General features: G+C 64.2%; 5 protein-coding genes and 1 pseudogene. 5 read left to right on the plus strand and 1 reads right to left on the minus strand.

Annotation, left to right across the window (positions count from 1 at the left end; translation table 11 throughout):
• Positions 1-77 (minus strand): annotated as a pseudogene (locus tag ACTHTQ_RS11000) (helix-turn-helix domain-containing protein); the annotation flags it as partial.
• 688 nt (positions 78-765) lie between these two features.
• On the opposite strand from ACTHTQ_RS11000, the gene cysG reads away from it, so the two are divergent.
• The 5 genes from cysG to ACTHTQ_RS11025 all read left to right on the plus strand — a co-directional run bounded on the left by cysG (position 766) and on the right by ACTHTQ_RS11025 (position 7,657).
• A complete protein-coding gene (gene cysG, locus ACTHTQ_RS11005) occupies positions 766-2,211 on the plus strand; it encodes a siroheme synthase CysG (protein WP_440363942.1) in 1,446 nt (481 codons plus the stop codon).
• A gap of 11 nt (positions 2,212-2,222) precedes the next feature.
• Complete coding sequence (locus tag ACTHTQ_RS11010) at positions 2,223-3,002, plus strand: phosphoadenylyl-sulfate reductase (protein ID WP_440363943.1); 780 nt, start codon at positions 2,223-2,225, stop codon at positions 3,000-3,002.
• 98 nt (positions 3,003-3,100) lie between these two features.
• A complete protein-coding gene (gene cysD / locus ACTHTQ_RS11015) occupies positions 3,101-4,066 on the plus strand; it encodes a sulfate adenylyltransferase subunit CysD (RefSeq protein ID WP_440363946.1) in 966 nt (321 codons plus the stop codon).
• 305 nt (positions 4,067-4,371) lie between these two features.
• Positions 4,372-5,682, plus strand: coding sequence for a sulfate adenylyltransferase subunit 1 (locus tag ACTHTQ_RS11020; protein WP_440363944.1), 1,311 nt, complete (start codon positions 4,372-4,374; stop codon positions 5,680-5,682).
• A 331-nt stretch (positions 5,683-6,013) separates the two neighbouring features.
• Positions 6,014-7,657 carry an assimilatory sulfite reductase (NADPH) flavoprotein subunit gene (locus tag ACTHTQ_RS11025; RefSeq protein ID WP_440363945.1) on the plus strand — a complete coding sequence of 548 codons (1,644 nt, stop codon included), beginning with the start codon at positions 6,014-6,016 and terminating at the stop codon, positions 7,655-7,657.
• The last annotated feature ends 139 nt before the right edge of the window (positions 7,658-7,796 follow it).

Raw genomic sequence — 7,796 nt, forward strand, 5'->3', positions numbered from 1 at the left:
TCCTTCCCCTGCGTGTAGGCCAGCCAAATGGCTTGGCGGTGGTGAGGGGTGAGACGGGTGTTTTTGTGCATGTTCATATTTCAGTATTCTCCTGGAAATACTGTAAACAACGCTACTAGTTTCTACAGGGTGTTTGAACCTGTTGAAAGCGGCCAACAGGCTAAGTGTGCCTGTTGCTGCCTAAGGCGGCCCGGATGCCTGATAATCAGGTATCCGGGGAGAAAAAAGGGAAATTGGGAACAAAAAACAGCCGGAAGCTTGGGTTTGGGCTTCGGCTGTTGGGTGGAGGGGGATTTTTGCAAAGGTCTCTTGGCGCAATTTTCCGCCCCGCGCCCGGCGTTTGAAACGGTTCCGTATATCAGGCTTCTTGCGAAAATCCAAACCGGGGTTGAAAGCAAAAAGCCCGGCGGAAACCCAAACCGGCCGCAAGAGGCGGGCGGGTCGGCTGAAACATTTGGATTCCGGCAACCCGGGCATCCTTACCCTGCCTGCGCGGCGGCAAACCGCAACCTGCCCTTCCGGCATTTCCCGTTTTGCAGGAAGTCTGTTGCCCGCACGGCTGCCCCCGCCTGTTTTGCGAGCGCAAACCCGAAACCGGGCGGGCGGCCTCGGCCGGCGTTCAAGATACGCGCTTAGAATAAATGTTTAGCAACAATAAGTTGCCGCGTATATAATTTTTCCTTCTATCTAATGGCGAAATCAGTCTTTCCGTTCTCCCCGCCGCTTCGCCTATGATAGGCGCACGGTTTTAGAGTGAGAACGGAAATGGACTACTTCCCCTTGTTTGCCGATTTGAAAGGCCGCCCCGTGCTGGTGGTGGGCGCGGGTCATGTGGCTTTGCGCAAAATCCGCCTGCTGCTGCGCTGCGGCGCGCTTGTCCGCATTGCGGCGGGCAGGCTGCATCCGAAAGTGGCCGCGCTGCATGGCGCGGGCAGGGTGGAGTGGGCGGCACGCGCGTTCTCGCCCGAACTGCTCGACACGGCCTTCCTCGCCGTGGCCGCCACCGATGATTCCGATTTGAACGAGCGGGTGTTCCAAGCCGCGCAGAGCCGCCGCCTGCTGGTGAACACGGTGGACGACCCCGCCCGCTGCAACTTCATCTTCCCCTCGATTATCGACCGCAACCCCATCCAAATCGCCATTTCCAGCGGCGGCAAGGCGCCGGTACTGGCGCGGCTGCTGCGCGAGAGGCTGGAAGCCCTGCTGCCGCAGGGGTTGGGCGTGATGGCGCAGATTGCCGGGCAATGGCGCGGCCGCGTGAAGGCGCGGCTCGGCAATACGACGCAGCGCCGCCGCTTCTGGGAAAGGCTGTTTGCTTCCGCCGCCTTCCGGCGTTTGGCGGAAAGCCGCCGCAGCCGCGAGGCCGGGCAGCTGGTGTGGCGGCATTTGGCCGGGGAGCGGCCGCAAAGCGGCGAAGTGGCGCTGGTGGGCGCGGGGCCGGGCGATGCCGGGCTGCTCACGCTCAAAGGCCTGCAGCGCATTCAGGAAGCCGACGTGGTGCTGTACGACGCGCTGGTGTCGGATGCGGTGCTGGATTTGGTGCGGCGCGATGCCGACAAAATCTGCGTGGGCAAGCGCGCCGGCGGCGGCAGCGTGCCGCAGGAGGAAACCAACCGCCTGCTGGTGCGCCATGCCCGCGCGGGCAAACGCGTGGTGCGGCTCAAAGGCGGCGACCCGTTCGTGTTCGGGCGCGGCGGCGAGGAATTGGAAGCCTTGCGCGAAGCGGGCATCCCGTTTGAAGTGGTGCCCGGCATCACCGCCGCACTGGGCGCCGCCGCCTACGCCGGCATCCCGCTCACCCACCGCGACCACGCGCACGGCGCGATGTTCATCACCGGCCACCGCAAAATCGACGCCGAAGCGCCCGACTGGCCCGCCCTGGCGCAGAACCGGCAGACGCTGGTGGTGTATATGGGCACGATTAAGGCCGCCGAACTTTCGCGCGAGCTGATTGCGCACGGTCGCGCCGCCTCCACGCCCGCCGCCGTCATCAGCTGCGGCACGCTGCCGTATCAGCAGGTGTTTTCCGGCAGCCTGGCCGAGCTGTCCGAATTGGCCGCGCAAGCCGCCCAGCCCGCCCTGCTGGTGATCGGCGAAACCGTGGCGCTGCGGCAGGATTTGGCCTGGTTCGGCGCCCAGCCCGGCCGGCAGGACGAACAGGGCGGCCGGTATGTGCAGCAGCCCGCCGCAGCGGCCGGACAGGCGGCGTGAGGGGGAATACCGTGAATATTCAAGAAATCCCGGTTGTCCGCGAAGAAACCGCTTCCGCCGTATCCTTCCGCCCCAAGCTGTGGCAGATTCCCCGCCCCATTTCCGCCGTGTACCAAAGGCTACCTGAAAAAACCGCCGCGCTGCGCCGCCGCCTGCTGGAAATCTACCGCCGCCACAGCCGCGTGAAGCTGGCCAGCAGTTTGGCGGTGGAAGACATGCTGATTACCGACCTGCTGGCGCAGCAAGGCCTGCGCGTGGAAGTGTTCATGCTGCAAACCGGCCGCCTCAACGCCGAAACCCTCGATTTGGCCGACGAAGTGCGCCGTCGCTACCCCGCGCTCGACTTCCGCCTCTACTACCCCGAAGAAAAAGCGGTGGAAGAATACGTGCAAACCCACGGCCTGAACGCCTTCTACGACAGCGTGGAGTTGCGCAAGCGCTGCTGCCACATCCGCAAAGTCGAGCCGCTCAACCGCGCCCTGGCCGATGCCGACGCCTGGCTCACCGGCCAGCGCCGCGGGCAGTCGGTAACCCGCAGCGAGCTCGTCCTGGCCGAACACGACAACGCGCGCGGCATCGCCAAATACAACCCGATTTTCGACTGGAGCGAACAGGAAGTGTGGGCCTACACCCTGCAGCAGCGCCTGCCCTTCAACGAACTCTACCGCCAAGGCTACCCCAGCATCGGCTGCGAACCCTGCACCATGCCCGTGAAGGAAGGCGAAGACATCCGCTCCGGCCGCTGGTGGTGGGAAAGCCGCGACAGCAAAGAATGCGGCCTGCACAAATAGCCACCGCAACCCAAAAGGCTACCTGAAAAAACGTAAGGGACTCTTCAGCCCGCCGCAAGCCCGATATTTTCAGGTAGCCCCAGCCCGCCACGGGCTACCTGAAACCGCAACCCGAACAACCAACCCGACACAGAAAGCCCGCCATGAGCGCCACCCTGCAAAACGACCACCTCGACTGGCTTGAAGCCGAATCCGTCCACATCATCCGCGAAGTGCTGGCCGAATGCCGCCACCCCGCCATCCTGTTTTCCGGCGGCAAAGACTCCGTCGTCCTGCTCGCCCTCGCCCGCAAAGCCTTCGCCGTGCCCGGGCGGAGCATCCCGCTGCCCTTCCCGCTGGTGCACATCGACACCGGCCACAACTACCCCGAAGTCATCGCCTTCCGCGACCAAACCGCCCGGGAATCCGGCGCGCGGCTCATCGTCGGCAGCGTGGAAGACTCCATCGCCAAAGGCACGGTGGTACTGCGGCGCAAAACCGACTCCCGCAACGCCGCCCAGGCCGTCACCCTGCTTGAAACCATCGAAGAGCACGGCTTCGGTGCACTGATGGGCGGCGCGCGGCGCGACGAAGAAAAAGCCCGCGCCAAAGAGCGCATCTTCTCCTTCCGCGACGAATTCGGCCAATGGAACCCCAAAGACCAGCGCCCCGAACTCTGGTCGATCTACAACGCTCGCCTGCACCCCGGCGAAAACCTGCGCGTGTTCCCCATATCCAACTGGACCGAACTCGACATTTGGCAATACATCGAACGCGAAAAGCTCGCCCTGCCGCCGATCTACTACGCCCACCGCCGCCAAGTGGTGCGCCGCAACGGCCTCTTAGTGCCCGTAACCGAACTCACCCCGCCGCGCGAAGGCGAACAGATAGAAGAACTGTCCGTGCGCTTCCGCACCGTGGGCGACATCTCCTGCACCTGCCCCGTGGCCAGCAGCGCCGCCACCCCCGCCGAAATCATCGCCGAAACCGCCCTGGCCGACATCTCCGAACGCAGCGCCACCCGCATGGACGACCAAGTGAGCGAAGCCGCCATGGAGCAGCGCAAGAAACAAGGCTATTTCTAGCCCGAAGGCTACCTGAAAAAGCCCTGCACCGTTTTTCAGGTAGTCTAAAAAGCCGCAAGGCAGGCCGCCGCCCGCCAACAGACAAACGGCAAAAGCAGGCCGGGCCAGCCGCAGGCGCAAGCCGACTCAGCCGGAGCGGATTTGGAACGCGAATGCCCGCGCCCGAGCCCGCAAAACGGCAGCGGCGGCCTGAAAGCCCTTCGCCCCGCCCCGTGCAGACGGAGGTAGTCGCACCCGAAACAGCGTAGACCCGCCTCCCAGGCCGTCTGAAACCCGAACAACCCACCCAAAGAAAGCCCGACATCATGACCAGCCCCCACCGCCAAGCCCCCCTGCGCTTCATCACCGCCGGCAGCGTGGACGACGGCAAATCCACCCTCATCGGCCGCCTGCTCTACGACAGCAAAGCCCTGCTCGGCGACCAGGTGCGCCGCCTCGAAAGCAGCCGCAGCCAAGGCGCGATCGACTTCTCCGCCCTCACCGACGGCCTCGAAGCCGAACGCGAACAAGGCATCACCATTGACGTGGCCTACCGCTACTTCGCCACCGCCCGCCGCAAATTCATCATCGCCGACACCCCCGGCCACGAACAATACACCCGCAATATGGTAACCGGCGCCTCCACCGCCCACGCCGCCGTATTGCTCATCGACGCCGCCCAGCTCGATTTTTCCCAACAGCCGCTGCAACTGCTGCCGCAAACCAAGCGCCACTCCGCCATCCTGCGCCACCTGCGCTGCCCACACATCATCGTGGCCGTCAACAAAATGGACTTGCTCGGCTTCAGCCAAGAAAAATTCAACGCCGTTGCTGCCGCCTACCGCGAACTGGCCGACACTCTCGGCCTGCCCGAAACCCGCTTCATCCCCATCTCCGCTCTCAACGGCGACAACATCGTGCACGAAAGCGCCCACACCCCGTGGTACCGGGGCGGCTCGCTGCTGCAAGTGCTGGAAAGCCTGCCCGCAGGCGAAGGCGTGTCCGAAGCGCCGCAAGACTTCCACTTCCCCGTACAGCTCGTGCAGCGCGCCGATGGCAGCAAACAGGACGACTTCCGCGGCTACCAAGGCCGCATCGAAGCCGGCAGCGTGCGCGTGGGCGACAAAATCCGCGTCGAACCCGCCGGGCTCGAAAGCAGCGTGCGCGGCATCATCGGCCTCAAAGGCAGCGTGGATCAGGCAACCGCAGGCGAACCCGCCACCCTCCTCCTCGCCGACGACATCGACATCTCGCGCGGCGACACCATCCTTTCCGCCGCCAGCCAGCTTGCGCCGCAGCGCCGCCTTGCCGCCACCCTGTGCTGGTTCGACAGCCGCCCGCTCAACCCCGCCCGCAAATACCTGCTCAAACACACCACCCGCACCGTGCCCGCCAAAATCGCCGCCGTACGCCGCGTGTGGGACGTGCACACCCTCAGCCACTCCGCCGGGCGCAACACGCTGGAAATGAACGACCTGGGCGAAGTCGAGCTCGCGCTGGCGCAACCCGTCGTCTGCACCCCCTACGCCGCCAACCCCGCCACCGGCGCCTTCATCCTGATAGACGAAGCCACCAACCACACTGCCGCCGCCGGCATGATACTGACCGACGCAGAAGCAGCGGGCAAAACACAGTAGGCAGAACAGGCTACCTGAAACCGCCCCTTCTCCCGTGGGAGAGGGCGGCATGCCGCAAAGCCTGCGTAAACCCCAAAGGCTACCTGAAAACCCGACGGCCAACGTTCAGGTAGCCTGCAGATCGGACATAAATGCCGAACAGAACAAACAAAGGCCGTTTGAAACCGCCGCCTTTTCCCGTGAGAGAAGGCTACCTGAAAACCTGACGACCAAATTTCAGGTAGCCCGCAGCAAGAGTAGGTTGGATTAGCCTGCAAGCCGTAACCCAACAATCCGCCCCTTAATTTTCAGGTAGCCCAACCCATAACAAACCCATACCAAGGAACCCGCCATGAACCCGCTTCCCCCCGAACTCGCCGCCCAAATCGCCGCGCTCAACCCCCTGCAGCTGGCCTGGCTCTCCGGCTACTGCTGGTCGCAGGCCGGCGGGCAGGCCGTGCAGCCCGGCATCGGTGCGCCTGCCGCCGCCGACTACAAACCCAAAAACATCGCAGGCGAACAACTCGTGCTGCTCGTTACCTCCACCCAGGGCGAAGGCGAGCCGCCTGAAGAAGCGCTCAGCCTCTACAAACTGCTCAGCGGCAAAAAAGCCCCCCAACTTTCCGGCCTCAAATTCGCCGTGCTCGGGCTGGGCGACTCCAGCTACCCCATGTTCTGCGGCGCGGGCAAAAGTTTCGACGAACTGTTAGCCAAACTCGGCGGCGAACGCCTGCTGGAGCGGCAGGACTGTGACTTGGAATACCAGGCCGAAGCCGCCGCCTGGCTGGACAAAATCGTGCCGCTGGTGGGCAGCCTGGCCGCCGCGCCCGCCGCAGCTGCAACCGGTACGGGCAACGCTTCGGGTAGCCCCGCCCCCGCCGCGCCCGCATCCGCCTACAACAAGGCCAACCCCTTCCCCGCCACCCTGCTCGTCCGCCAGAAAATCACCGGCCGCGATTCGGAAAAAGACGTGCGCCACATCGAAATCGACCTCTCCGGCTCCGGCCTGCAATACCGCGCGGGCGACGCGCTGGGCGTATGGTTTGAAAACGACCCCGCCGTCGTGGACGAAATCCTCGCCGCCGTCTCGCTCAAGGGCGACGAGCCGGTGAATGCGGGCGGGCAGGGCAAAACCGTGCGCGAAGCCCTGCTGCACGATTGGGAAATCGGCCTGAACACCCCGCAGTTCGTGCAGGGCTACGCCGAAATCTCCGGCAATCCCGAGCTGAAGCAGGCCGCCGCCGACGCTTCCGCCTACGCCGCCGCCAACCCGATTGCCGGCATTGTGTCGCAATACCCCGCCGCGCTCACCGCCGAGCAGCTCGCCGGCCTGCTGCGCCCGCTCGCCCCGCGCCTCTACTCCATCTCCTCCGCGCCCGAAGAAGTGGGCGAGGAAGTGCACCTCACCGTGGGCGTGCTGCGCTACGAACACAACGGCATCCCGCGCACCGGCGCCGCCTCCGGCTTTCTGGGTGAACGTTTGGAAGAAGAAGGCAGCGTGCGCGTGTTCGTGGAGGAAAACCCCCGCTTCAGGCTACCTGAAAACCCCGACACGCCCGTGATCATGATCGGCGCGGGCACCGGCGTCGCCCCCTTCCGCGCCTTCATGCAGCAGCGCGCCGCCAACGGCGACAGTGGCAAAAACTGGCTGATTTTCGGCAACCAGCACTTCACCCAAGATTTCCTCTACCAAACCGAATGGCAGGGCTGGGCGAAAGACGGCCTGCTCAACAAATACGACTTCGCCTGGTCGCGCGATCAGGAAGAGAAAATCTACGTGCAGCACAAAATCCGCGAAGAAGCCGCCGAACTGTGGCAATGGCTGCAGCAGGGCGCGCACATCTACGTGTGCGGCGACGCCTCGCGCATGGCCAAAGACGTAGAGCAGGCCCTGCTCGACACCATCGCCGAACAAGGCGGCCTGAGCGCCGACGACGCAGACGAATACCTCGACAACCTGCGCCAGGAAGGCCGCTACCAGCGCGACGTATATTGAAAACAGCGGCTGTTTTTCAGGTAGCCCCGCCAGGCAAAAAAAGGCTACCTGAAAATGGAAAACCGCCTTTCAGACAGCCCCAAAACAACCCAAACCCAAAGGAACCCAACCATGACCACCCCCGACCCCCGCGCCAAAC

This window comes from Neisseria sp. P0020.S003 (assembly GCF_051957095.1).
Lineage (GTDB): Bacteria > Pseudomonadota > Gammaproteobacteria > Burkholderiales > Neisseriaceae > Neisseria > Neisseria subflava.

What these genes read in the sequence shown, in the direction of transcription:
- ACTHTQ_RS11020 (WP_440363944.1), top strand. Translation starts at nt 4,372, where the DNA reads ATGACCAGCCCCCACCGCCAAGCCCCCCTGCGCTTCATCACCGCCGGC.
- ACTHTQ_RS11025 (WP_440363945.1), top strand. Translation starts at nt 6,014, where the DNA reads ATGAACCCGCTTCCCCCCGAACTCGCCGCCCAAATCGCCGCGCTCAAC.
- cysG (WP_440363942.1), top strand. Translation starts at nt 766, where the DNA reads ATGGACTACTTCCCCTTGTTTGCCGATTTGAAAGGCCGCCCCGTGCTG.